The organism is Bifidobacterium sp. LH_389, from assembly GCF_056357235.1.
This window is the reverse complement of sequence record NZ_JBKEVR010000001.1, coordinates 129,914-154,163: the sequence shown is the minus strand read 5'-3', so window position 1 is coordinate 154,163 and position 24,250 is coordinate 129,914. Positions and strand designations below refer to the sequence as shown.

At 65.6% G+C, this 24,250-nt stretch carries 21 protein-coding genes, 1 pseudogene and 1 riboswitch; of the genes and pseudogenes, 8 read left to right on the top strand and 14 right to left on the bottom strand.

Annotated elements, in window-relative coordinates:
* Positions 1-115: 115 nt before the first annotated feature.
* Complete coding sequence (metK, locus tag AC1AZA_RS00610) at positions 116-1,339, bottom strand: methionine adenosyltransferase (protein ID WP_476512814.1); 1,224 nt, start codon at positions 1,337-1,339, stop codon at positions 116-118.
* A riboswitch (SAM riboswitch) is annotated at positions 1,335-1,393 on the bottom strand. Its footprint overlaps the gene before it by 5 nt.
* A 186-nt stretch (positions 1,394-1,579) precedes the next feature.
* Complete coding sequence (rpoZ, locus tag AC1AZA_RS00605) at positions 1,580-1,864, bottom strand: DNA-directed RNA polymerase subunit omega (RefSeq protein ID WP_476512813.1); 285 nt, start codon at positions 1,862-1,864, stop codon at positions 1,580-1,582.
* Positions 1,865-2,037: 173 nt separating this feature from the next.
* Here rpoZ and ilvD point away from each other — a divergent pair, with 173 nt between their 5' ends.
* A complete protein-coding gene (ilvD, locus tag AC1AZA_RS00600) occupies positions 2,038-3,903 on the top strand; it encodes a dihydroxy-acid dehydratase (RefSeq protein WP_476512812.1) in 1,866 nt (621 codons plus the stop codon).
* Positions 3,904-4,175: 272 nt separating this feature from the next.
* Here the strand turns inward: ilvD and AC1AZA_RS00595 are convergent, their stop codons facing one another.
* The 10 genes and pseudogenes from AC1AZA_RS00595 to AC1AZA_RS00550 all read right to left on the bottom strand — a co-directional run bounded on the left by AC1AZA_RS00595 (position 4,176) and on the right by AC1AZA_RS00550 (position 15,235).
* Positions 4,176-4,448, bottom strand: a complete 273-nt coding sequence (locus tag AC1AZA_RS00595; RefSeq protein WP_476512811.1) for a DUF4160 domain-containing protein — start codon at positions 4,446-4,448, stop codon at positions 4,176-4,178.
* Positions 4,441-4,704, bottom strand: a complete 264-nt coding sequence (locus AC1AZA_RS00590; protein ID WP_476512810.1) for a hypothetical protein — start codon at positions 4,702-4,704, stop codon at positions 4,441-4,443. Before AC1AZA_RS00590 ends, AC1AZA_RS00595 begins: the two co-directional genes overlap by 8 nt.
* 58 nt (positions 4,705-4,762) lie before the next feature.
* Positions 4,763-5,329 carry a guanylate kinase gene (gene gmk / locus AC1AZA_RS00585; RefSeq protein WP_476513148.1) on the bottom strand — a complete coding sequence of 189 codons (567 nt, stop codon included), beginning with the start codon at positions 5,327-5,329 and terminating at the stop codon, positions 4,763-4,765.
* Positions 5,330-5,617: 288 nt separating this feature from the next.
* Positions 5,618-6,463 (bottom strand): annotated as a pseudogene (gene pyrF / locus AC1AZA_RS00580) (orotidine-5'-phosphate decarboxylase); the annotation flags it as partial.
* A 74-nt stretch (positions 6,464-6,537) separates the two neighbouring features.
* Positions 6,538-9,921 carry a carbamoyl-phosphate synthase large subunit gene (carB, locus tag AC1AZA_RS00575; RefSeq protein ID WP_476512809.1) on the bottom strand — a complete coding sequence of 1,128 codons (3,384 nt, stop codon included), beginning with the start codon at positions 9,919-9,921 and terminating at the stop codon, positions 6,538-6,540.
* A gap of 2 nt (positions 9,922-9,923) precedes the next feature.
* The gene (carA, locus tag AC1AZA_RS00570) at positions 9,924-11,114 is read right to left on the bottom strand and encodes a glutamine-hydrolyzing carbamoyl-phosphate synthase small subunit (protein ID WP_476512808.1); all 1,191 of its coding nucleotides are present in this window, start codon (positions 11,112-11,114) and stop codon (positions 9,924-9,926) included.
* A gap of 56 nt (positions 11,115-11,170) precedes the next feature.
* Positions 11,171-11,818 (bottom strand): transcription antitermination factor NusB, encoded by a 648-nt coding sequence (nusB, locus tag AC1AZA_RS00565; protein ID WP_476512807.1) that lies wholly within the window; start codon positions 11,816-11,818, stop codon positions 11,171-11,173.
* Between the two features lie 34 nt (positions 11,819-11,852).
* Positions 11,853-12,416, bottom strand: a complete 564-nt coding sequence (gene efp, locus AC1AZA_RS00560; protein WP_476512806.1) for an elongation factor P — start codon at positions 12,414-12,416, stop codon at positions 11,853-11,855.
* 159 nt (positions 12,417-12,575) lie between these two features.
* A complete protein-coding gene (codA, locus tag AC1AZA_RS00555) occupies positions 12,576-13,829 on the bottom strand; it encodes a cytosine deaminase (RefSeq protein ID WP_476512805.1) in 1,254 nt (417 codons plus the stop codon).
* A gap of 35 nt (positions 13,830-13,864) precedes the next feature.
* Positions 13,865-15,235 (bottom strand): cytosine permease, encoded by a 1,371-nt coding sequence (locus tag AC1AZA_RS00550; protein ID WP_476512804.1) that lies wholly within the window; start codon positions 15,233-15,235, stop codon positions 13,865-13,867.
* 304 nt (positions 15,236-15,539) lie between these two features.
* Here AC1AZA_RS00550 and AC1AZA_RS00545 point away from each other — a divergent pair, with 304 nt between their 5' ends.
* The 4 genes from AC1AZA_RS00545 (at position 15,540) to AC1AZA_RS00530 (ending at position 19,058) form a co-directional block, all read left to right on the top strand.
* The gene (locus AC1AZA_RS00545) at positions 15,540-15,860 is read left to right on the top strand and encodes a hypothetical protein (protein WP_476512803.1); all 321 of its coding nucleotides are present in this window, start codon (positions 15,540-15,542) and stop codon (positions 15,858-15,860) included.
* Positions 15,861-16,276: 416 nt separating this feature from the next.
* Positions 16,277-16,687, top strand: coding sequence for a hypothetical protein (locus AC1AZA_RS00540; RefSeq protein ID WP_476512802.1), 411 nt, complete (start codon positions 16,277-16,279; stop codon positions 16,685-16,687).
* A 254-nt stretch (positions 16,688-16,941) separates the two neighbouring features.
* A complete protein-coding gene (locus AC1AZA_RS00535; protein WP_476512801.1) occupies positions 16,942-17,820 on the top strand; it encodes a DUF3737 family protein in 879 nt (292 codons plus the stop codon).
* The gene (locus AC1AZA_RS00530; protein WP_476512800.1) at positions 17,817-19,058 is read left to right on the top strand and encodes a MalY/PatB family protein; all 1,242 of its coding nucleotides are present in this window, start codon (positions 17,817-17,819) and stop codon (positions 19,056-19,058) included. Before AC1AZA_RS00535 ends, AC1AZA_RS00530 begins: the two co-directional genes overlap by 4 nt.
* Positions 19,059-19,447: 389 nt before the next feature.
* Here the strand turns inward: AC1AZA_RS00530 and AC1AZA_RS00525 are convergent, their stop codons facing one another.
* Positions 19,448-20,080, bottom strand: coding sequence for a TetR/AcrR family transcriptional regulator (locus tag AC1AZA_RS00525; protein WP_476512799.1), 633 nt, complete (start codon positions 20,078-20,080; stop codon positions 19,448-19,450).
* A 61-nt stretch (positions 20,081-20,141) separates the two neighbouring features.
* Here AC1AZA_RS00525 and AC1AZA_RS00520 point away from each other — a divergent pair, with 61 nt between their 5' ends.
* From AC1AZA_RS00520 to AC1AZA_RS00510, 3 genes are all read left to right on the top strand, one after another.
* Positions 20,142-20,783 (top strand): sugar O-acetyltransferase, encoded by a 642-nt coding sequence (locus AC1AZA_RS00520; protein ID WP_476512798.1) that lies wholly within the window; start codon positions 20,142-20,144, stop codon positions 20,781-20,783.
* Between the two features lie 232 nt (positions 20,784-21,015).
* Positions 21,016-22,407, top strand: coding sequence for an MDR family MFS transporter (locus AC1AZA_RS00515; RefSeq protein WP_476512797.1), 1,392 nt, complete (start codon positions 21,016-21,018; stop codon positions 22,405-22,407).
* 749 nt (positions 22,408-23,156) lie between these two features.
* Positions 23,157-23,765 (top strand): sugar O-acetyltransferase, encoded by a 609-nt coding sequence (locus AC1AZA_RS00510; protein ID WP_476512796.1) that lies wholly within the window; start codon positions 23,157-23,159, stop codon positions 23,763-23,765.
* 30 nt (positions 23,766-23,795) lie between these two features.
* Here the strand turns inward: AC1AZA_RS00510 and AC1AZA_RS00505 are convergent, their stop codons facing one another.
* Entirely contained in the window at positions 23,796-24,203 is a 408-nt protein-coding gene (locus AC1AZA_RS00505; RefSeq protein WP_476512795.1) for a cupin domain-containing protein, read from the bottom strand.
* Between the last annotated feature and the right edge of the window lie 47 nt (positions 24,204-24,250).

The window sequence follows — 24,250 nt, the reverse complement described above, 5'->3', positions numbered from 1 at the left end:
GCCATGATAACGCCGGAAGGGCCCGATCCGGCGGAATGTATTGCCGGATCGGGCCCTTCCACGGCCACGCCGTCAGCGCAGCCGCACGGTCACGGTCAGTCTGTCGCCCGCAACATCACAGCGCGGCGATGGCGGCTTTGAGCTCGTCCACCTTGTCGGTGCGCTCCCACGTGAAGTCGGCGTCGTCGCGGCCGAAGTGGCCGTAGGCGGCGGTCTTCTTGTAGATCGGGCGCTTCAGGTTCAGCTCGTCGATGATGGCGGCCGGACGCAGGTCGAACACCTTGCGCACGGCGGCGGCGATCTGGGCGCGTGTCACGCCGCCGATCTCGGTGCCGAAGGTCTCCACGTTCACGCTCACCGGGTCCGCCACGCCGATCGCGTAGGCGACCTGGACCTCCACCTTGTGGGCGAGGCCGGCGGCCACGATGTTCTTGGCCACCCAGCGGGTCGCGTAGGCGGCGGAACGGTCCACCTTGCTCGGATCCTTGCCGGAGAAGGCGCCGCCGCCGTGGTGGGCCGCACCGCCGTAGGTGTCGACGATGATCTTGCGGCCCGTGAGTCCGGCGTCCGCTGCCGGACCGCCGAGGATGAACGAGCCGGTCGGGTTGACGAGCTGGCGGTAGTCATCGTGCCTGACGTCATCCCCGAGCTCAGCGTCCAGCACCGGGTCGATCACGTGTTCCTTGAGCTGCGCGGCCAGCCAGTCGTGCGTGGCCTCCGGGTCGTGCTGGGTGGAGATGAGGACGGTGTCCACCCGCAGCGGCTTGTTGCTCTCGTCGTATTCGATGGTGACCTGGGTCTTGCCGTCCGGACGCAGATGCGGCACGATGCCCTGCTTGCGCACCTGTGCGAGGCGATAGGCGAGCCTGTGGGCCAAGTGGATGGGCAGCGGCATGAGGGCCTTGGTTTCGTCGGTGGCATAGCCGAACATGACGCCCTGATCGCCGGCGCCCTGAGCCTCGTAGCGCTGTTCGCGGGTGGCCTTGGATTCCTCTTCGGTGTTGAGTCGGGCGACGCCCTGGTTGATTTCCGCGCTCTGACCGGTGATGGCGACCATCACGCCGCAGGAGTCGGCGTCGAGGCCCACCTGGGAGCTGGTGTAGCCGATCTCGTGGAGCACCTCGCGCACCTTGGACTGCACGTCGCAGTAGCCGGTGGAGGTGACCTCGCCGAACACCAGGAACACGCCGGTGGCGGCGGAGGTCTCCACGGCCACGTGCGACTGCGGGTCCTGGGCCAGCAGATCGTCGAGAATGGAATCGGAAATCAGGTCGCACACCTTGTCCGGATGCCCCTCCGTCACGGATTCGGCGCTGATGAGCTTGCGTTCCTGTGTCATATCATCCCTCTTTCGGACTTATCGCCCCGCCGCGCGACGAGGCACAATGATACGTTGGTTGAGTTGTTGCCGGCTGCCGCGGTTATGAAAAAGGCCCGTGCCTGATCGCATGCACGGCCTCAGCCGGACATGCGATCGGCGCGAGCCTAACGCATTACGTTCGCAACCTCTGCTCAGTTGTAGTCGAGACCGGCCCGAGTGGCAAGCGTGTCGCCGCCAAATCGGACGGTTCCACCTCGATCAGTTGCCTTCGGTGAGGTCGTCCTCGCCGAGCGTCTCCTCGAGCAGGCCGTCGTTGATCTCGCGGAAAGCGATGGACAGCGGCTTCTCCTGATTCTGGTACTCGACCAGCGGGCCGACGTTCTGCAGCAGGCCCTCGTTGAGCTGGGTGAAGTACGAGTTGATCTGGCGGGCGCGCTTGGCCGCGAAGATGGCCAGCGCGTACTTGGAGTCCGCGTGCTTCATGAGGTCGTCGATGGGCGGGTTCGCAAGTCCGCTCGGGGTGGGTTGGGTGCCAAAAGCCATATTCGTTATCTCCAGACAATGGACGGTCTGTCTCAATCGAGGTAAGTATAGCCGCATGCGAGGACCGCGGGAGGGCACGGCTGACGGACGCGACATAAAAGTAACATCCTCGTGAATTCCACATACTGACTCTTGACAAAACGCGTGTCCCGATTAAGGACTTGAATGGAACCATGACAGAAATGCGATCAGCAAAACTCATGTCCGGCCGCGTCTTCGCAGGCGCGCGAGCCCTCTACCGTGCCGCCGGCGTCAGCGGCGACGACATGGGCCGCAAGCCCATCATCGCCATCGCGAACTCTTTCGACGAGTTCCTTCCCGGCCACGTCCACCTCAACAAGGTGGGCCGCATCGTCTCCGAGGCCATCAAGGAGGCCGGCGGCATCCCCCGCGAGTTCAACACCATGGCCGTGGACGACGGCATCGCCATGGGTCACACCGGCATGCTGTACTCTCTGCCCTCCCGCGACATCATCGCGGACACCGTGGAGTACCAGGTGAACGCCCACTGCGCCGACGCGCTGATCTGCATCCCGAACTGCGACAAGGTGGTCCCGGGCATGCTCATGGCTGCGCTGCGCCTCAACATCCCCACCGTGTTCGTCTCCGGCGGCCCGATGGAGGCCGGTACCACGGTGCTGGCCGACGGCACCGTGAAGAAGAACACGGACCTCATCTCCGTGATGTACGCCTCCGCGGACGACAACGTGTCCGAGGAGGATCTGCTCAACTACGAGAAGACCGTGTGCCCCACCTGCGGCTCCTGCGCCGGCATGTTCACCGCGAACTCCATGAACTGCCTGACCGAGGCCATCGGTCTGGCGCTGCCGGGCAACGGAACGATCCTCGCATCCCACTCCTACCGCAAGGACCTGTTCAAGCGTGCCGCGCAGCAGGTGGTCAAGATCGCCAACCGCTACTACCACGACAGCGACGACTCCGTGCTGCCGCGTTCCATCGCCACCAAGCACGCGTTCGAGAACGCGATGACCATGGATGTGGCCATGGGCGGCTCGACCAACACCGTGCTGCACATCCTCGCCATGGCCCAGAGCGCGGACGTGGACTTTACGCTCAACGACATCGAGCGCATCAGCCACACCGTGCCGTGCATCTGCAAGGCCAGCCCGTCCGGCAAGTGGGAGATCTCCGACGTGCATCGAGCCGGCGGCATCACCGGCATCCTCGGCGAGCTCGACCGCGCCGGCAAGCTGCACCGCGACGTGCATTCCATCGACTTCCCGAGCCTCAAGGCCAAGCTGGACGCGTACGACATCATGCGCCCCACCTGCACCGAGGAAGCCAAGCAGATGTACAAGGCCGCTCCGGGCCACATCATCTCCCCCGAACCGTGGACGCACACCACGCTGTTCGACTCGCTCGACACCGACCGCGTCAACGGCGCGATCCACGACATCGACCATCCGGAGATCCACGAGGGCGGTCTCGCCGTACTCCGCGGCAACCTCGCGCCCGACGGCTGCGTGGTGAAGACCGCCGGCGTGCCACAGGAGATCTGGAAGTTCCGCGGCCCCGCACTGGTGGTCGAATCCCAGGAAGAGGCCATCAAGGTCATCCTCGACGACACGCTCAAGCCCGGCATGGCACTCGTGATCCGCTACGAGGGCCCGAAGGGCGGCCCGGGCATGCAGGAGATGCTCTACCCGACCTCCTTCGTCAAGGGCAAGGGCATCGGCAAGCAGGTGGCCATGCTCACCGACGGCCGCTACTCCGGCGGCTCCTCCGGCCTCGCCATCGGCCACATCGCCCCCGAGGCGGCGAACAAGGGCCCGATCGCGCTGATCAAGAACGGCGACATCATCAACATCGACATCGAGAACCGTTCGGTCAACGTGGAGCTGACGGACGAGCAGCTCGCCGAGCGCCGCGCCGAACTCGAGGCCGGCGACGGCTACGTGGCCCACCGCGACCGCAAAGTCTCCCAGGCCCTCAAGGCGTACGCCGCCTTCGCCCGCTCCGCGGACAAGGGTGCTACGCGAGATCCGGACCTGATCAACCGCCTGTCCGGTCTCGCGTAGCCGTCGCGTCCTTTGCGGCCGCTCCCCTCGCCTACGGGCAGTCCACAGGACTGTCCGTTAACGGCTCGGCGCGAGATCCGGACCTGATCAACCGCCTGTCCGGCCTCGCCTGATCGGCCGGCAATGGCAGTGATGCCCGGAAGGCCAAGTTCGCTCTTGGTCTTCCGGGCATCACTGTAGTTGCCTGTGCATTTCCATCTTGTTCAGAACGATTCAAAAACAATTCCCCGGCATGGGTACCGCCTAGGAATCACCGTCATATGACCGCACCATTACCGATCGAAATGGTAATCGTCGCCGAAGAACATACGCCATGCTGCAATGATGTCCGCATAATTCGCCGTCAGGAAGAATTGCAGACGCCGAATGTCCCTTGCGGCTATATACCCGTTGTTGTGCCCAAGTGTGACTTCTCCGTTCGGCCCCAGCACGAAACGGGCAAGATCACGCCGCGATCCATACGCCACATGAACATGGACGCCATGATCCCTATCGAGTGCGGTGAAATATATGGAATACCCGCCGAAGGTGAATATCTCAGGCATCGGCGTATTCGCGGTCTATGGCACGCAGGCCGTCAATGGTCGGCTTGACCCGCGCGAACCAATGGTGCAGGAACGAGTCCCCCTGCCCACCGAACGTTGAAGAGAGGATTTTGCCGTCATTGTCGAGCGTGGCACGGTGAGGGTATCCCAGTTCGGTAATGGTGATGGTGTCGTCATCCCACTGCGTCTTGATGCCCATCATGGTAAACGTGTTCTCGTCGCTCATCGCATCCCCTGCCTCGTTGTCACGTCCCACGATACCTGCTTCCACGGTCACCCGCAAACAGGCATTTCCGACAGATCGCTTCTTCCCGCTACTGCGCGAGGCCGTACTCCTGGGCGATGAGATGCCACAGTTCGTCCGCCGCCTCGTCGACGGTGTTATTGACGATGGTGACATCGAATTCGGATTCGGCGGCGAGCTCGACCTTGGCGGTTTCGAGACGACGAGCCTGCTGCTCGGGGGTTTCGGTGCCGCGGCCGATAAGACGCCGCTTGAGTTCCTCGAAGCTCGGGGGTGCGATGAAGACGTACATGACCTCGAGTCCGAGTTCGGCAGCGCGCTGCCTGACGCGGCGGGCGCCCTGCAGGTCGATCTCCAGAATGGTGGGAACGCCGGCGGCCAGATGCTCCTCGACCGGCTTGAGGGGTGTACCGTAATGGGCCATGCCGAACACCACGGCGGTTTCAAGGAATCCGCCGGCCTGTTCCTTGGCAAGGAACTCGTCGTCGGTCATGAACCAGTAGTTGACGCCGTTGACTTCGCCGGGACGGGGGGCACGCGTGGTGGCGGAAACGGACACCCATACCTCGGGGTGGCGTTCGCGCAGTTTGGCCTCGACGGTCCCCTTGCCCACGGCAGTGGGGCCGCTTAGCACCATCAGTCGCCCGGCGGAACGTGCGGATGCGGAAGTCACGGTGTGGTCAACTCCTTTGGGCTCGAAAAAAAATCACAGTCAGGCCTGCTGCGCCGGCGCGTCAGGTTCGTCAGCCTTCGTCTCGGCGGCAGTATCGGCGGTATCGGATGGCTCGACGGCGACGGCCGAATCGGCGCCGGCATCTGCCGCGTCCGCCGTACCGTCCGTGGCACCCGCTGCGGCAGGCACAGCCGCAGCCGCCGCATCATCAGCCTTATCATCTGAGGTCGCGGTGGGCTCGAGCTTCACCGGATGCTCGTCCACTTCCTCCGTGGCTTCGAGCAGGGCCTGGCGCACGTCCAGCGCAATAGACTCGGTGGCCTGCGCGAGCATGGAGATGTCCGGTCCGTGCGAGGCGATGAACCGCGAGACGGTGACGAGCACGTTGCCCTTGGTGCCCTTGAACACGGTCTTGAGATCCTTGGCCTCTGCACCCTGCCAACCGTAGCCCGGGGACAGGATCGGGCCGGTGAACTGCGCCGGGTCCACACCGGCGTCCTTGATCCACTGACCGATGGTCGCACCGATGATGAGGCCGACGGAGCCCATGCCTTCGATGCCCTCGTTATGCTTCTGCGCGGTGCCGGCGATGCCGTAGGCGACGGTCTTGCCCTTGTAGTCGCCGCTCTGGCGGATGGCGGTCTGCAGGCTCGCGCCCTCCTCGTTGGAGGTGAGGGAGGCGATGAACACGCCGCGGCCGTTGGCCAGCGCCTCGTCGATCAGACCGGAAAGCGACCGTGCGCCGTAGTACGGCAGCAGCGTGATCGCGTCGGCCAACAGCGGGGCGTTCGGCTTGAAGTAGGCGTCCGCGATGGCGGAGATGGTGGTGGACAGACCGCCGTGCAGGCAGTCGACGATGGTGATGATGCCCATCTGACGGGCGGCGTAGAGCACGCGCTCGAGCGCCGCGAAGCCCTTGGCTCCGTAGCGCTCGAACATGGGCGCCTGGAATTTGACCGCGGCGGCACGCCCGTGCGCGGCCTGGAGCATACGCATGGAGAAGAGCTCGGCGCCCTCCGCGTCCACGTTGTAGCCCCAATCGGTGAGGATCTTGCGATGCGGATCAATGCCCACGCACAATGGACCGTACTTGTCCATGCACGTCTTGAGTCGCAGACCGAAGTCCGACTTCATCGCTTCCGCTTCCTGCTGTACCTCACCGATAGTGTCCATCAGAAATCTCGGCTTTCTAGCTCGAAGAGCTGCTTGGAATGCTCCTGAATGCTCATGATCTGATAGTCATTATTGCGCACGGCCTCGATCGCCAGCAGGACGGCGGAGAACTCGGTCATGGTGGTGAACTGGGGCAAATCCGCTGCAATGGCGGCCGCGCGGATGGAATATCCGTCCGAACGGGAGCCCCGCGAGTTCGGCGTGTTGAGGATCATGTCGATCTTGCCTTCCTCGATGAGCTCCACCACGTTCTTGCCCACCGAGCCGCGTGCGCGCTGCACCTTCACCGGGGCCTCCGGGTCGGAATCCACGCGCGTGCTGATCTTGTCCACGACCTTCGAGTCGATGCCGTAGCGGCTCAGCACGGACGCGGTGCCCTCGGTGGCCCACAGGGTGAACCCGAGCTCCACCAGACGCACGGCCATGAGCGGCAGCTGCTTCTTGTCCGCGTCGTTCACGGAGATGAACACATTGCCCTTGGTCGGCAGGCCGCCTTCGTATGCGGCGAGCTGGCTCTTGGCGAACGCGTGCGGGAAGTCGCGGTCGAAGCCCATGACCTCGCCGGTCGAACGCATCTCGGGGCCGAGCAGCACGTCCACGGTCTTGCCCACCGGGGTGCGGAAGCGCTTGAACGGCAGGACGGATTCCTTGACGGCCACTTGCTGGCCGGGGTGGATGGTGCCGCCGTCGCCCTTGGGCAGCAGCAGGCCGTTGGCGCGCTGGTCGGCGATGGTCTCCCCCGCCATGATGCGCGCGGCGGCCTTGGCCAGCGGCACGCCGGTCGCCTTGGACGCGAACGGAACGGTACGCGAGGCGCGCGGGTTGGCTTCGATCACGTACAGCGTGTTCGCCATGAACGCGTACTGCACGTTGACGAGGCCCTTGACGCCGCAGCCCTTGGCGATGGCGTACGTGCCTTCGCGCAGGCGGCGGATCTGGTCGTCGGACAGCGTGCACGGAGGCAGGGTGCAGGCCGCGTCACCCGAGTGGACGCCGGCCTCCTCGATGTGCTCCATGATGCCGCCGATGTACAGCTCCTTGCCGTCGAACAGGGCGTCCACGTCGATCTCGATGGCGTCCTGCAGGAACTTGTCAATGAGCAGCGGGCTGGGAAGCCTGCCGGAGACGACCGTGTCGGCCTTGGCCTCGTCGAGCGCGCGGTTGACGTACTTGGTCAGCTGCGCGTCGTCGTACACGATCTCCATGCCGCGGCCGCCGAGCACGTAGCTGGGGCGCACGAGCACCGGGTAGCCGATGGAATGCGCGGCCTCGCGGGCCTCCTCGAGGCTCAGCGCGGTGCCGTAGCGCGGGGCGTTCATGTGCTCGCGGCTGAGCACCTCGCCGAAGAGCTCGCGGTTCTCCGCCAGATCGATGGACTCCGGGGTGGTGCCGAGGATCGGCACGCCGGCGGCCTTGAGGCGCGCGGCGAGCGAGAGCGGGGTCTGGCCGCCGAGCTGCACGATCACACCCTTGACCGGGCCCATCTTCTTCTCCGCCTCGTAGATCTCGAGCACGTCCTCGAAGGTGAGCGGCTCGAAGTACAGGCGGTCGGACATGTCGTAGTCGGTGGACACGGTCTCCGGGTTGCAGTTGACCATGATCGTGTCGTAGTCCTTGCCGAGCTCCTGCACCGCGTGCACGCAGGTGTAGTCGAACTCGATGCCCTGACCGATGCGGTTCGGGCCGGAGCCGAGGATGATCACGGCCTCGCGTTCGCGCGGGCGCAGTTCGGATTCGTCGGCGTAGCAGCTGTAGTAGTACGGCGTGACCGCGTCGAACTCGGCGGCGCAGGTGTCCACGGTCTTGTAGACCGGGCGCAGCCCATAGCTCCAGCGCAGTTCGCGCACGGTGTTCTCGCCCTCGTCGCCGAGGCGGCGCAGGTGGGCGATCTGCAGGTCGGACAGGCCGGCGAGCTTCGCCTTCCGCAGCAGCTTCGGCGTGAGCGTCTCCGCGGCGCGCACGGCCAGCGCGGTCTCGTTGATGCGGCGGAGCTGCTCGATGAACCACGGATCAATCTTCGTGGCCTCGTGGATCTGTTCGGGCGTGGCGCCGCCCCACATGGCGCGCTGGATCTGCAGGTAGCGGTGCTCGGTGGGGATGCGGATGGCCTTGAGCAGCTCGTCCACCTCGGCCTGGCCAGGCTTCTCGCCGTCCCAGTTGAAGGCCATGTGGCGCTTGTCGATGGAGCGCATGGCCTTGCCGAGCGACTCCTGGAAGTTGCCGCCCAGGGCCATGGCCTCTCCCACGGACTTCATGGAGGTGGTCAGGGTCGGGTCCGCGCCGGGGAACTTCTCGAACGCGAAGCGCGGCACCTTGGTGACCACGTAGTCGATCGTCGGCTCGAAGGAGGCCGGCGTGGACTGGGTGATGTCGTTGCGGATCTCGTCGAGCGTGTAGCCGAGGGCCAGCTTGGTGGCGATCTTGGCGATCGGGAAGCCGGTGGCCTTGGAGGCGAGGGCGGACGAGCGGGAGACGCGCGGGTTCATCTCGATGACGATGATGCGCCCGGTCTCGGGATGCACGGCGAACTGGATGTTGCAGCCGCCGGTGTCCACGCCCACGCCGCGGATGATGGCGATGCCGATGTCGCGCAGCTTCTGGTATTCGCGGTCGGTGAGGGTGAAGCAGGGCGCGACGGTGATGGAGTCGCCGGTGTGCACGCCCACGGGGTCCACGTTCTCGATGGGGCAGACGACCACGACGTTGTCGTTGCGGTCGCGCATGAGCTCGAGCTCGAATTCCTTCCAGCCCTCGATGCCCTCCTCGATGAGCACCTCGTCGGTGGGCGAATAGTGGATGCCGGCGCCGGCGATGCGGTGCAGCTCCTCCTCGTTGTGCGCGATGCCGGAGCCGAGGCCGCCCATGGTGAAGCTCGGGCGGACGACGAGCGGGTAGCCGAAGCGCTCGGCGATGCGGTCGACCTCCTCGAGAGAATGCGCGATGTCGGAGCGGGCGGATTCGGCGCCGGCCTGCTCGACGACCTTCTTGAACAGCTCGCGGTCCTCGCCGCGGTCGATGGCCTCGAGGGACGCGCCGATCAGCTCGACGCCGTACTTCTTGAGCACACCGGCCTCGCCGAGCGCCATGGCGGCGTTGAGGGCCGTCTGGCCGCCCAGGGTGGGCAGCAGCGCGTCGGGACGCTCCTTGGCGATGATCTTCTCGAGGATCGGGGTGGCGATCGGCTCGATGTAGGTGGCGTCGGCCATCTCCGGGTCGGTCATGATGGTGGCCGGGTTGGAGTTCACGAGGATGACGCGGATGCCCTCCTCGCGCAGCACGCGGCAGGCCTGCGTGCCGGAATAGTCGAACTCGGCGGCCTGTCCGATCACGATCGGGCCAGAGCCGATGACCATGACGGACTTGATGTCGGTGCGCTTGGGCATTGTCACTTACCTTCCTTGGAGCTCTTCATCAGGTCGACGAAACGGTCGAACAGGTAGGCCGCGTCGTGCGGGCCGGCGGCCGCCTCCGGGTGGTACTGCACGGAGAATGCGGGGATGTCGAGGCACTGCAGGCCTTCGACCACGTCGTCGTTGAGATCGACGTGGCTCACGCGCACCCGGCCGTACCTGCCGTCGCCGTACGGGGACGCGACCGGCTCGCCCTTGGGGGCGTCGACCGCGAAGCCGTGGTTGTGGGCGGTCACCTCCACCTTGCCGGTCGTCAGGTCCATGACCGGCTGGTTGATGCCGCGGTGGCCGAACTTGAGCTTGTACGTGCCGAAGCCGAGCGCACGGCCGAGGATCTGGTTGCCGAAGCAGATGCCGAAGAACGGGTAGCCGGCGTCGAGCACGCTGCGCAGCAGGTCGACGAGCTGGTCGGCCTCGCCCGGGTCGCCGGGGCCGTTGGAGAAGAACACGCCGTCGGGGTTGAGGTCCTGGATCTCCTTGAGCGTAACGGACGAGGGAACCACGTGTACGCGGCAGCCGCGCTCGGCCATGCGGTGGGGGGTCATGCCCTTGATGCCGAGGTCCACGGCGGCGACGGTGAACAGCGGCTCCCTGCCTTCGTACTCGCCGCACGGTTCGACGGTGTACGTCTCCTTGGTGGAGACCTCGTCGTACAGGCTCAGGCCCTGCATCTGCGGGGTGGCCTTGACCGCGTCGATGAGCTCGGCGAGGGGCCTGACGCCGCCCTTGCCGTCCGAAAGCGCATCCCCGGAGAAGATGCCGGCGCGCATCACGCCGGCGGAGCGCAGGTGACGCACGAGCTTGCGGGTGTCGATGCCGCTGATGCCCACGATGTGCTCGCGGACCAGATCATCGTCCAGGCTGCCGTCGGCGCGCCAGTTGCTCACGACCGGGCTGGGTTCGCGCACCACGTAGCCGGCCACCCAGATCCGCTGCGATTCGGGATCCTCGTGGTTGACGCCGGTGTCTCCGATGTGCGGGAAGGTCTGCACCACGATCTGCCGGTCGTAGCTCGGATCGGTCAACGTTTCCTGGTAGCCGGTCATGCCGGTTGCGAACACGATCTCTCCAGTGGTCGAGCCGAGCGCGCCGTAGGGCTCGCCGACGTAGACCTGTCCGTCCTCCAGAACGAGGACGGCATCTTCCGGGGAAAAGCTCAGGTTCACCACAACCCCCTTGTATTCAGGATATTTTCAATTACCATAATCGCCGGCGCGGACGCTCAGGCGGCTTGGGTTTCGGCCGGTTCCGCGGCCTGCGGGGCCTGCGTGTCCGGCTCGGCGGGCGCTTCGTCCGGCTGCCCGGATTGCTCGGCGGCCGGCTGCTCGGACTGCTCGGGGTGCGCGGCGGCCGGCTGTTCCTCGGCCGGTTCGGCGTCAGACTCGTCATGCTCGGCGGACTCATCCTGCTCGGCGGACTGTGCCTCCTGCGCGGCCTTGGCCTCCTCGGCCTTGCGCGCCTCGCGCAACGGCTTCTCCTCGGAGCACACGGCGGAGAGCAGTCCGTGGATGAAGCTCGGCGAATCGGCGTCGCACAGCGACTTCGCCAGCGTCAGTGCCTCGTCGATGGCCACCATGTCCGGCACGTCGTCGTTGAACAGGATCTCCCACACGCCGATGCGCAGGATATTGCGGTCCACGACTGCCATGCGGCTGACCTTCCAGCTGGTGGACCTGAGATTGAGGACGCCGTCGATGTCGCGGCGGTGTTCGGCCACGCCTCGCACGATCTCGATGGCGTAGTCGGGCAACGGGGTCTGTGCGCCGGGATGTGCGATGCGCTCATCAAGAAGGGACAGGATGTCCTGTCCCTTCTCATCCGCTTCGTACAACGTATTCAGCGCCCTTTTGCGAGCGGTGGAACGTGCCATGTGAAGCCGTATCTCCTTGCGGTTGCCGAATCGGTCAGTTCTCGCGGCCGATGTAGGAGCCGTCGCGGGTGTCGACCTTGATCTTCTCGCCCTCGTTGATGAACAGCGGGACCTGGATCTCGGCGCCGGTCTCAACGGTGGCGGGCTTGGTGCCGGCGGTGGAGCGGCTGCCCTGCAGGCCGGGCTCGGTGTGGGTGACGGTCAGGACCACGGAGGCCGGCAGTTCGACGTTCAGCGGGTTGCCGTCGTGGAAGGAGACGATGCAGTCGGTGCCCTCGAGCAGGTACTTGGCCTGGTCGCCCACGAGCTCCTTGGGGATGTAGGTCTGGTCGTAGGTCTCCATGTCCATGAACACGAAGTTGTCGCCGTCCTCGTAGGAGTACTGGAGGTTGCGGTTGTCCACGGTCTCGAACTGCACCTTCATGCCGGCGTTGAAGGTTTTGTCCACGATCTTGCCGGTCAGGACGTCCTTGATGGTGGTGCGCACGAAGGCCGGGCCCTTGCCGGGCTTGACGTGCTGGAACTTGATGACGGTCCAGAGCTTGCCGTCCAGGTTGAGAACGGAACCATTCTTGATGTCGTTGGTAGTCTGTGCCACGTTATTCACCTATTTTCAAACTAGCGTATGGGCAAAGCCAAAAATTGCCTTGGCTATTATGCCACAATGTCCATACAGCGCGAAACGGCCCCGTCCGCGGGGCTTGGCGCACCCATGGACGGGACCGTTTCGAAGCGATCGGCGCTGTGCGGAAGACTTTCAGAGCAGCCCGCCGGCGTTCACCTCGGGGGTGACGGACGGACGGCGCACGATCACGCGTCCGGCGCGCACGCTGGCCAGCACCGGGGCATGACGGTTGAGCGCCGCGTAGAAGTCGGGCGCGTCCAGCAGGATGCAGTTGCCGGGCTTGCCCACCTCGATGCCGTATCGGTCCGTCAGGTGCATGGCCTTCGCACCGTTGTAGGTGACGAGGCGGAAGGCGTTCTGGATCTGCCCGTAGCCCATCATGTGCTCGATGTACACGCCCATCATCGCCACGTCGAGCATGTTGCCGTCACCCAGCGGGTTCCACGGATCGCGCACATCGTCCTCGCCCAGCGCAACGTTGACGCCGTTGGCCACGAGCTCGTGGATGCGCGTCACGCCTCGGCGCTTGGGGTACGTGTCGAACCGGCCGCCCAGATGCACGTTGACCAGCGGGTTGGACACGAAGCTGATGCCGCTCATCTTCAGCAGACGCATGAGCTTATACGCGTAGGCGTCGTTGTAGGAGCCCATCGCGGTGGTGTGGCTGGCGGTGACGCGATCCCCCATGCCCTTCTCCAGCGCGAGGGTGGCGAGCACCTCGAGGTTGCGCGACTGGGGGTCGTCGATCTCGTCGCAGTGCACGTCCACGAGCCGGTCGTAGCGTTCGGCCAGATCCATGAGGAAATGGACGGATTCCACGCCGTACTGGCGGGTGAACTCGAAGTGCGGGATGCCGCCGACCACGTCCGCGCCGTCCTTCACGGCCCGTTCCATGAGCTCCTTGCCGTGGGGGAACGAGAGGATGCCGTCCTGTGGGAAGGCGACCACCTGCAGGTCCACCACGTCCTTCAGCTCGTCGCGCAGTTCGATCAGCGCGTGCAGGCCGGTCAGGGTCGGGTCGGTCACGTCCGCGTGCGTGCGGATGCACTGGATGCCCTGCTCCACCTGACGGCGGATGGTGGCCCGGGCGCGCGTCTTGACGTCCTCCACGGTCAGGCTCTTCTTGCGTTCGGCCCAGATGCGGATGCCGTCGAACAGGGTGCCGGTCTCGTTCCATTCCGGTTCGCCGGCGGTGCCGGTCGAATCGAGGTGGATGTGCGGGTCCACGAACGGGGGCAGGAGCAGCCTCCCGCCGCCGTCGATGGTCTCCTCGCCGGGACGGGCCTTGAGCGTGCCGGCCGGTTCTATCGCAGCGAACAGGCCGTCCTCGATGCGCACGTCCTTGAGGTCGCCGGCGTTGTCCACGTTGACGTTGCTGATGAGCATGGGATTCTCCTACTCCTTGGTCATTCCTTGGCGGATCATTCCTTGGCGGGCTCGCCGTGCACCGCGCACATGAGCGCATAGTAGACCGCGGCGATGATGATCATGTTCGGGAAGGTGGCGCCCACGGTGGCCGTCAGGAACGGCACCTTGCCGAGCGCCACGTAGAGCACCACGCCGAGCAGCCAGCAGCCGAGTGCGATCCAGTTGATGCCGGCGTTGTACCAGAAGCGGCCGCCCTCGGCGGTGAGGTCCTTGCGCGAGTACTCGGCGTGGTTGCGCAGGAAGAAGTCGGTGAGCATGATCGCCGTGACCGGGCCGAGCGCGCAGCCGATGTAGTCGAGGAACAGGGTGAACGAGTCGAGGAAGCTGCCGATGATCAGCGGGATGAACGTGACCAGGCAGGCGGCCACGGTCACGATCCACAGGGCCGGGGTGAGCTTGAGCTTCGTGGCGATGTTGGTCAGCGAGGAGCCGGCGGCCATGAGGTTCACGGCGTTGGCGGTCATGGACGTCAGGATCACCACGATGAGCGCCAGGGCGCCCAGGCCGAGCTTGCTGGCGATGGTGGACGGGTCGGAGTTGTTCGGGTCGTAGGTGCCGGAGGTGATGGCGATGCTGATCGTGGCGACCAGACCCACCATGGCGAACCAGAACACGCCCACGAACGCGCCGACGAACGGGATGACGTGCGAACCGGCCGGCTTCTTGGCGAAGCGGGTGAAATCGGCCGCACAGGTGACCCAGCCGAGGTTGAACGCGGCGAGCTTGTCCACGGCCACGCCGGAGGCCATGGCCTGATCGGTCGGCGGGCTCCACGAGAGGATCTCGGAGAAGGAAACCTGCTGGAACACGGCGATGGTCTCCCAGATGGCGAACACGAAGACGAGCACCACACCCACGCGTTCGATGAGGCGCACCGAGCTGGCGCCCGTGGAGACGGACAGCAGGTGCAGCACGCTCATGACGATGATGCCCACGACGATGCCCTTCTCGCCGCCGGGCTCGCCCCACACGGGCCAGCCGAGCAGCTCGTTGAGCAGGATGCTCACCGACGTTGCGGCGATGAACGTGTTCACTGCCGTCCAGCCGATGTACATGACCATGTTCATCACGCTGGGCACGTAGCTGCCGCGGATACCGAACGAGGCGCGCGCGGCACCCATGGTGGTGGCGCCCACCTTGTAGCCGATGTAGCCGATGCCCGCCAGCGTGAGGTAGGCGATGACCGACGACCACGTCAGGTGGCCGACCGCGCCGCCGAATCCGCAGGCCGCGATCACGCCGCCGATGAACCACGTGCCGTTGTTCGCGTTCGCCGCCACCCATGTGGCGAACATGTCCCAGTTGGACGATTTGCGCTCGGCGGGTTCGATAACCTCCAGCGCGTACTTGCCGTCGGTGGACATGAGTTTCTCCTTTGTTCTCGTTTCTCTCTGCTTCGTTTCTCTTCGCATCGTTCGCCGCGCCGCTTCGGTCCGCGGCCCGGCGCCGGGGTAGATCGTACCGCCTCGGAACGCACGCGCGTGTGAACGGACGAAGTCGTGTCGCGAAACGGGAGCGCCGGATGCGGTTTCAGGAATTCCCCAGTGTTCTGCCAGTGAATCCCTGCGGACCGCCAAGCGAATACCGCGGCTGCACGAAGCCATCTTTGCGTAACGAGCCGTTCAATGGAGGCATCGCAGCAAAAGCCACAGCGAAAGGACCACCGCCATGAACGCCAACACCAACACCAACACCAATGCCAACACCCTTGTCAATGCCGCCGTCAAGACCGACGGCAATGCACACGTCCCCTCCCCGACCGGCGCCGTCGCCTCTCCCCGGGCAGTCGGAACGGCCGGACGAAACGGAAACAGCCGTTCCCGTTTCGCCGGAATGGCGGCCGTCGCATGCCTCGCCGCCGTCCTCGCAACGGGATTCGGACTCGCAACGGCAAGCTACCGGGATGCCGTGCAGGGCTCCCCCGCCGGCGCGACGAACGCCGCCTTCGACGATGCGATCGACGCCGACGGAACCGTGCTCACCGTGTGACCCGTCCGCCAAGCCAAAACCATTCATCCGACCCATTTTCCAATCCCAGAAAGGAACCCATCATGGCATCCAACGCCGATACGCCCGAAAGCGCCGCACCCGAGCGCGCGGCCGGGAACGCAGACAAGACCGCAAATGCCCGACCCATACAGGCAACGCAGGCCGAGAGCACCGAGAGGATCGGAAGCCCCGAACGGACGGCTCCCGAACGTTCCGCCTCCGCGCAAGCCCAGGTCGCGCCGGACGTTCAGCCGGTACAGGAAACGCAGGCCGCGCCCACCTCATCGGTTTCGCAGCCCACACCGGTTGCACAGCCTGCGTCGGTTTCGCAGCCTGTGCCGGCTGCAGGGCCCGCCCCAGAGCAGCCGTCGGGTTCTCCCTACGCACAGTTCGCGCCGCAGCCGCAGCAGCCATTCGTGCAACAGCAGTCTCAGACGCAGCAGCCGGGCCAGTATGCACCATATGCACCATATGCGCCCCAACGGTTCCAGCCGCAGGCGCCGCAGCGGACGCCGGAGAACCGCGGCAAATGGAAACATGCCTTCGCTGCGCTCGACGGGAGGGTCTGGGCCGTCATCGCACTCGGGGCCCTGATCTTCGGTCTGGCCGGCGGGGCCGCCGGAGGCGCCATCGTCTCCGCCGTGCGCAGCGACGGGTCCGGCAGCGGTCGGTACGTGAGATCGCTCGACGACGGCAACGCGAACGGCTCCGGTCGGTCCGGCAACGGATTCGGCAACGGCATGGCCCAGCCGCCGAGCGGCAACTCCGGCTCCAGCACCGGCGACACGGACTCCACGGGCGCCGACTCCGCCACCGTGACCATGTAACGCCGGTCGCCTTCCGTCACACCGCGCACACCGCATGATCGGTCCAACCTGCGCCCTCACGATCGCAGCTTGGACCGATCATGCGATTTTTCACCCTTTTCTGAACCGTTTTTTCGCGCGATCGGTCCAACCTGCACATTGCGGGGCACAGGTTGGACCGATCATGCGATGCGCATAGCTCATGCACGCCGGCGCGGCTTGACTTCAAGCACTCGAAGTGGCTAAGACTGCCCATGGACACCAGCTTCCAACCAATGCAGAGCGAAGGAAGGACATCCGTGACAGAACCCACCGAACAGGCCGAGGTGCGCCAGCAACTGTTCACCGGCGAGCGCGCCGCGTTCTTCGCGCACGACACGACGTTCACCGAAACCACGTTCGCCGACGGTGAATCGCCGCTCAAGCACGCGCGCAACGTGACCGTGGTCGAAAGCACGTTCCAATGGAAGTATCCGCTGTGGTACGGGGAGAACATCACGGTGCGCGACTCGACGTGGTTCGAGATGGCCCGGGCCGGCGTGTGGTACACGAACCATATGCTCGTGGAGGATTCCACGATCGAGGCGCCCAAGAACTTCCGCCGCTGCCGGGACCTGACCCTGCGCAACGTGGATCTGACGCACGCCGAGGAGACGCTGTGGGCCTGCACGGGCGTGGCGCTGGAGAACGTGGTGGCGCGCGGCGACTACTTCGGCATGAGCTGCGAGAACGTGACGGTCGAACGGTTCCGGCTCGTGGGCAACTACCCGTTCGACGGGGCGCGCAACGTGACCGTCCGCAATTCGCGGCTCATCAGCAAGGACGCCTTCTGGAACTGCGAGAACGTGACCGTGGAGCATTCGTTCGTCTCGGGCGAGTACCTCGGCTGGAACTCGCGCAACCTCACGTTCACGGACTGCACCATCGAAAGCCTGCAGGGCCTGTGCTACGTGGAGAATCTCAGGCTGGTCAACTGCCGTCTGCTCAACACCACGCGCGCCTTCGAGTATTCGACCGTGGACGCGGACGTACATTCCGCGATCGACAGCGTGGTCAATCCGTCCGGCGGCGTGATCCGCGCCGACGCGATCGGCGAGCTCGCGCTGGACGCCGAACGCATCGACCCGTCCGCCACCAGAATCGAGACCCGATGACCGCCGCCGCAGTTCCGGAATCCTTCGACTTCGACACGCCGATCGACCGCGCCGGCACCCATTCCCTCAAATGGGACGAGGCCAGCAACGCGCTGCCCATGTGGGTGGCGGACATGGACTTCGCCACCGCCCCCGCCGTCCGCGAGGCACTGCTCAACCGCGTGGAGCACGGCGTGTTCGGCTATTCCACCGTGCCCGACGAATGGGCGCGGGCCTACGCGCGCTGGTGGGGCACGCGCCACGGGCTGGCGATCGACCCGGAATCGCTGATCTTCACGACCGGCGTGGTACCGGCCATCTCCAGCATGGTGCGCAAGCTCACCACCCCGGCGGAGAACGTGCTCATCCTCACGCCGGTCTACAACATCTTCTTCAATTCGATCCTCAACAACGGTCGCAACGCGCTTGAGTCGCCGCTCGCCTACGAGCGCGACGGCGGCCGCGGGCGGTACGCGATCGACTGGACGGACCTGGAGGCAAAGCTCGCCGACCCGCAGACCACGCTCATGATCCTGTGCAACCCGCACAACCCGACCGGCATGATCTGGGATCGGGACGCACTGGCCCGCATCGGCGCGCTGTGCGCCCGGCACCACGTGACGGTGATCAGCGACGAGATCCACTGCGATCTGACCGACCCGGGCCGCTCCTACGTGCCGTTCGCCTCCGTGGACGCCACGTGCCGGGCGATCTCGGCCACGTGTCTTGCACCCACCAAGGCGTTCAACATCGCCGGCCTGCATACGGCGGCCGTCATGGTGCCGGATCCGACCCTGAGGCACAAGGTGTGGTGCGGCCTCAACACCGACGAGGTGGCCGAGCCGAACGCCTTCGCCGTCGATGCCGCCGTCGCCGCATTCATGCACGGCGGGCCGTGGCTGGACGCCCTGCGCGGCTATCTGGCGGACAACAAGCGCGAGGCCGCCCGCATGACGGACGCCTACAATGCCGCAGCCCCGGAGGGCCGCCGCGTGGCGCTGTGCGAGGGGCCCGCCACCTATTTGCTCTGGCTCGACTGCTCGGCGTTCGTCTCAGCGGGCGCAGACGGCGTCCGTGCCCGATTCGAGAGCACAGACGGACTGTGCGACTACCTTCGCCGCGAGTGCCGGGTGATGTTCTCCCCCGGAGCGCAGTTCGGAGGCAACGGGCACACCTTCCTGCGCATCAACGTGGCCTGCCCGCGCGAGCGCATGCGGGAGGGACTGCGTCGCCTGTTCGACGGGCTGCGCACTTTGTAGCATTTCCCTCGCGATCGCATCCCGCATGACCCGCCGCCGCATCGGCGTTTCTGTTGGGCCATGCGGGGCGCGTTTCAATGCGTCGCATGGCTCAGAGCCTGCCCGGTGCCGTTCGGCTCGCGCACAAGTTCAGGCAACCATGCCATTCAAATGCACAATATGCAAGTTCTACGCGCAAAACTGTCTTCACTTGCGCTTCACACCCCTTTTCCGTCCGACTGCGCCATGATATTTCCGATTCGTGTGGTTGTTTTTCGGCGCCGCCCCCAGTAGCGGCCTTGCAGGATCCGCGGAATACCGTCATGGCCCTTCGACGAAAGCCGTTTCAAGCACGCACAAATCGGAAGTACGTGGCTACGTAGGCAACGTCAATCGTGGTAAGTCGTCCGTCATCGCGGTCGGACATCGCTGATGCGCCGGATGGCCTCGCGGATGCCGCGGGAGGCGCCGACGGCATCGTCCCCGCCGAACGCGCGGTGCAGGGTGAGCCCTTCGATGAGTGCGTTGAGCATGCGCGCAGTCTCGGGATCGAAGAACCGGCGCAGCTCGGCGTGAACGGCGGTCATCCAGTTGCCGGTGATGTCCCGAAACGCCGGATTGCGTGCAGCCAATGTATACAGTTCGAGGTTGACGTTGAGGTCCCGCGGGGTGGCGAGCAGATCCTGTTCGATGTGGCAGGCAATGGCCTCCCGCGCCTCGTCACTGGTGGAAGCAGCCCGCATGCGCGTGGCGAACCGGGCCGCCGATCGCCGCGCGAACTGGTCGAACGCCTGATGCAGCAGATCGTCCATGCCACCGAAGTGGTAGGTCATGGAGCCGAGCGGCACGTCCGCCGCCGCCGCGACCACGCGGTGCGAGGTGCCCGCCACGCCCCGGTCGGCGATCACGTCCAGACAGGCGTCGATGATGCGCTGCTTGCGCTCCGGGTCGTACCGCCGGGACTGCGGACGGTCGGTCTGCCCAGCCGGTTCGGACGACCCGGGCAAGGAATCCGGGGGAACGGGAACGCGATGATCGATCATGCCTCCGACCATACGCGCCGATGGGTACATTCGTACCACCCAGTCATGTACACTCGTACGCATGAATGCACAGCGAAACACTCAGCAGAACACGCCCACCATGAAGGACCTCATGCTCGCCGGCGAATACTACGTCAGCACGGACGCAGAGCTCACCGCCGAGCGCGAACACGCCAAGGACATGCTCTTTGACTTCAACGCGATCCGCCCCACCAAGCGCGCCGAACGCGAGGCGTTCGTCCGCCGCATGTTCGGGCATGTGGGCGAGAACTGCTGGATCGAGTCGCCGTTCAACTGCGACTACGGCTACAACATTTCCGTGGGCCGCAACTTCTACGCCAACACCGGCTGCTGCATCCTCGACTGTGCGCCCGTGACCATCGGGGACAACGTGTGGTTCGGTCCGAACGTGGGTATTTACACGCCCGAGCATGCCTTCGATCCGGCGGAGCGCACGGCCGGCTGGGAGCATAGCCTGCCGGTCACCATCGGGGACAACGTGTGGGTGTGCGGCGGGGCGACGATCGTGGCCGGCGTGACGATCGGCGCGGACTGCGTGATCGCGGCGGGCGCGGTGGTCACCCGCGACGTGCCGGCGGGCTCGCTCGTGGCCGGCGTGCCCGCACGCGTGATCCGCCCAATCACCGAGGCGGACCGGCACGGCTTCCCGATCGGACCCGGGAGCCCGCAGCAGGCCGCATAGCCGCCGCGCCCAGACCCGTCACGTCATCCGCGCCTTGCCCCTCCGCCAGTGACAGGCGTATACGGCGGCAATGCCTGTGGAGGCCATTTGTCCTGCGCGCGAATAGACTGTTTGCGGATTCAACCGGCAGGGGCTACGACGCCATCCGCGCGCAGCCACCCTTGCGCCGCGGACCGTGGCGGCGACCGCAATCAGCTGGGTAACCGACCGAACCGTATAGCGAGGGATGCCCATGTCTTCGTCCAAGCGCGCCTATGTACCGATCATCGTGATGATGGTGGGCAGCTTCACCGCCATTCTCAACCAGACGCTCATGACGTCCGCCCTGCCGCATCTCATGCTCGACTTCGGCGTGACGAGCAACACCGCCCAATGGCTGAGCACCGGCTTCATGCTCACCAACGGCATCATGATCCCCGTCACCGCGTTCCTCATCCAGAAGTTCACCACGCGGCAGCTGTTCTTCTATGCGATCGGCATGTTCCTGTTCGGCACGCTGGTGTGCACGTTCGCGCCCGGCTTCTGGGTGCTGCTCGCGGGCCGCGTGCTGCAGGCCACCGGAGCGGGCATCGTGATGCCGCTGCTGCAGACGGTGCTGTTCCTCACGTTCCCCCCGGAGAAGCGCGGCACGGCCATGGGCTGGTTCGGGCTGGTCATCGCGTTCGCCCCGGCGCTGGGCCCCACGCTCTCGGGGCTCATCATCGATTTCCTGCCGTGGCGGTTCCTGTTCGTGCCGCTCATCGTGATCGCCGTCGCCGTGCTCGCGGCCGCCATCCCTACGGTTAGAAACGTCACCGAGCAGACCGATCCGACCATCGACATCCCGTCCGTTATCCTGTCCACGCTGGGCTTCGGCGGCCTGCTGCTCGGCTTCAGCTTGGCCGGACAGGACGGCTGGACCGCGCCGCAGACCCTCGTTTCGCTCGGCGTGGGCGCGGTGACGCTGATCGCGTTCATCCACCGCCAGCTGCATCTGGTGCAGCCGATGCTCAACTTCCGCGTGTTCGCACTGCCCATGTTCTCGCTGTCGATGATCCTCGTGGTGCTGGTGTTCGTCACGTTCATCTCCGCCATGAACATCCTGCCCATGTTCATCCAGAACGCCATGGGACTCACGGCCCTTCAGTCCGGCCTGCTGCTCATGGGCGGCGGCGTGGCCGAGGGTGTGTTCAACCCGATCGCCGGCCGGCTGTTCGACCGCATCGGCATCCGGCGCATGGCGCCTCCCGCGATCGCCGTGATCGCCGTGTCCGCGTTCGCCCTGTCCCGCATGGACGCGAACGTGCCGGTCTGGTATCCGGCCGTGTTCTTCACGCTCATGATGGCCGGCGTGGCGTCCTGCATCATGCCGCTGACCACCACGGCCCTCAACCAGCTCACGGGCCCGCTCCTGCCGCACGGCACGGCGATGAACAACACGCTACGCCAGACGATGGCCGCGATCGGCATCGCCGCCAACTTCACGGTCATGACCATGAACACCCTGCCCGCATCGGTGGCGGGATCGGCCGCCGCCGGGCTTGCGCACGGCGTGGACGTGGTGTTCACGATCGCCGCCGGCGTGTCCGTGGTCGCCTTCGCACTGTCGTTCCTGGTGCGCGACGGGAAGACCGACGGGCGCTAAGGGCATGACTGGGCCGGGGCATGACTGGTGGGCTGGGCGTTGGGCCGGGCGGACGGACGCGACTGACCGGACGCGACTGACCAACCTGATACGACCGAACGACCTAGTGCGATTGACCGACCGGGCGCCTTGCGCGGGCCCCGAGCCGCGGACCCCGCGCAAGGTTTAAGGGTTCCCTCCCCCGGCGCCAAATTACGGGCTGCGCGGGCCGAAATTGCCGATTCGCAGCGCTATCGGGTCGATTTGGCACCGTTTTTCGGACCGAAAGTGCTGCGAACAGCGGATTTCGGCCCGCGCAGCCCGTATGTTGCCCGCACACTGCCCACACACTGCCCGCGCACTTGAAGAGCCGGAAGGAGTATTGCGCCTCCTTGCGCCGATGGGGCGAGCGCTTTGCCCGTTGGCCCGGGACGGCCCGGGACGGACCGGAACGGCCTAGGACGGACCGGGGATTGACCGAGATGGACCGAGATGGACCGAGATGGACATGAACGGACCGGGACGGACATGAACGGACCGGGACGGCCGGGCAATCACGGCGCCAAACCGAACGCCCGGCACCGGTCCGGTCAGCTGCGCCGCCAGAACCGGTCGTTCGTGTCCGCCGGCCGCCCATGCCGCCGGACACGAACGATCGAGGCATCGACGCGGACGATCGCAACACGCATTGCACCCGGATACGGCCTTGCCCGCCATTAAGCTTGATAACGCAAACATCGTTGCCACGCAAGAAAACAAGGAGCATCGACATGGACAACGCGGCGCGGCGAGCCGAGGGCCTGCCCTACCACTACGACGATCCGTCCATCATGGGCGGCCAGCTCGAATATCAGGAGAGGCTCTGGGAATTCAACCGGACCCACCCCACGGACACGGAAGGCAAGGCACGCCTGCTGAAGGAAATGTTCGCATCGATCGGCGAAGGGTGCCATGTGGAAACGCCCGCCCACGCGAACTGGGGCTTTCGGCACGTGCACATGGGCAAGGGCGTGTACTGCAACGTGAACTTCACGTGCGTGGACGATGCGGACATCACGATAGGCGACTTCTGCATGTTCGGCCCCAACGTGGTGATCGCCACCGCCGGCCATCCGGTGCTGCCCGTGCTGCGCGAGCATCACTACGTGTACGCGATCCCGGTCACGATCGGCCGCAACGTGTGGGTGGGCGCGAACGTGACGATCCTGCCCGGGGTAACCATCGGGGACGACTGCGTGATCGGCGCGGGATCCGTGGTGAGCCACAGCATTCCGGCCGGCTCGGTGGCCTACGGCACGCCTTGCGAGGTGGCGCGGCCGATCGGCGAGAGGGACCGGGAGTTCTACTTCAAGAACCGCCGCCTCGACGTGTGGGAGTAGCCGTCCGGCTCGTCGGTTCTCTCAGGTCTTTCAGGCGAGCCGGCGGTAGGTCTCCTCGTCCACGGGCTCAAGCCATTCGTTGGAGGCGCCTTCCCGCTTGGGCATGACGGCCACGTGCGCAAACGCCTCGGCGGGCGCGGCACCGTGCCAGTGCCTGGTCTCCGGCGGGATGTAGGCCACGTCCCCGGGCCTGAGCTCCACCGGGTCATGGCCTTCGATCTGGTAGTAGCCGCGGCCGCCCACCGCAAGCAGGATCTGGCATACCCCGTGGTGGATGTGCCAGTGGTTCGTGCAGCCGGGTTCGAAGGTGACGTTGGCCACGCTCACCTGCCCGTCCGCGGCCAGCGGGGCGAGGTAGCTTTGCCCTTCGAAATACTGCGCGTAGGCGTCGTTGGGCTCGCCCATGGGGAAGGCGCTCGGATTGCTCGTGATGGCCATGATCGTTCCTTTCGTTCGCAACATTCGCAACGTTCGCAACGGTTGTG